The organism is Streptomyces phytophilus (assembly GCF_013870535.1).
In the GTDB taxonomy this organism is placed as follows: domain Bacteria; phylum Actinomycetota; class Actinomycetes; order Streptomycetales; family Streptomycetaceae; genus Streptomyces; species Streptomyces phytophilus.
Map to the genome: position 1 here is coordinate 1 of NZ_JACBXC010001525.1, position 1,281 is coordinate 1,281.

The 1,281-nt window shown below is 76.3% G+C and carries 1 protein-coding gene; it reads right to left on the reverse strand.

The window, feature by feature from the left end; translation table 11 throughout:
* Nucleotides 1–1,228, reverse strand: a 1,228-nt coding sequence (locus H5J30_RS33950) for a glycoside hydrolase family 3 protein (RefSeq protein WP_309505715.1), incomplete at its 3' end; no start/stop codon positions are given.
* Nucleotides 1,229–1,281: the final 53 nt, after the last annotated feature.

Consider the following 1,281-nt stretch of genomic DNA (forward strand, 5'->3'; position numbering starts at 1 on the left):
CCTGCGAGGCCCGTACCGCCTGCCGCGCGACGGCCCGGTGCCGGGGTGAGCCGACGCGGGCGGTCAGGGCCGGGTCGGCGAAGGGGTCGTCGAAGAGCCCGAGGCGGTCCTTGGCCCGCAGGACGCGGCGCGCGGCGTCGTGCACGCGCTGCCGGGGGATGTCCCCGCCGCGTACCCCGGCGACGATGGCCCGGTGCACGGCGCGGTGGTCCCGGGAGACCATGACCATGTCGATCCCGGCGTTGACGGCGCGCGCGACCTGCGCGGCGAGGTCCTTGCCGGGGAGCCGCTGGACGGCGTCGTAGTCGCTGACGACGATGCCGCCGAAGGCGAGTTCGCCCTTGAGCACGCCGGTGAGCAGCCGCCGGTCGCCGTGGGTCCCGGTGCCGTGGACGCTGCTGTAACTGGCCATGACGGAGCCGACGCCCGCGGCGACGGCGTCGCGGTACGGGGCGAGGTGCACCCGGCGCAGCTCGGCCTCGCCCACGCGGACGTCGCCCTGGTCCAGCAGCCGGCCTTCGCCGGTGGCGCTGCCGTAGGCGGTGCCGCCGTCGCCGAGGTAGTGCTTGGCGGTGGCGAGCACGGAACCCTTGCCCAGGGCGGGCCCCTGGAACCCCCGTACGGAGGCGGCGCCCAGCTCCCCCACGACGGCGGGATCCTCGGCGTACCCCTCGTACGTGCGCCCCCACCGCACGTCCTGCGGCACGCACACGCACGGTGTGAACGCCCACCGCACCCCGGCGCCGAGGGTCTCGTCCCGCGCGACGCGCTCGGCGCGCTCGACGAGGGCGGGGTCGCGGGTGGCGCCCATGCCGATGTGGTGCGGGAAGATCACGGACCCGGTGACGCCGCTCATGCCGTGCACGGCGTCGGCACCGTAGAGCAACGGGATGCCGAGCCTGCTGCGCATGGCGGCGTGCTGGAACCCGTCGACCATCCCGGCCCAGGCGGCGGCGTCGCTGCCCCCGCGGCGGGGACCACCGTCGTCGCCGGCGCTGAGCATGGCGCCGATGCCGAGGCGGGCGAGGTCGCGGGGGTCGTCGAGGAAGGCGTTCTGGACCTGGATCATCTGCCCGGCCTGCTCGGCGAGGGTCATCCGGGGGAGGCAGTCCTCGGCGGTGCGGCAGCGGGATGCGGCGGGGCGGGAGTCGGGGGTGCGGGAGGAGGGGGTGGCACAGGCGACGAGGAGGAGGGGGAGAAGGGAGCAGAGGACGGAGCGGAGACGCATGGGCCCACCCAACCCACGCCGGGGGCGGAGCGGGCCGAGCCACACGGAGGCGG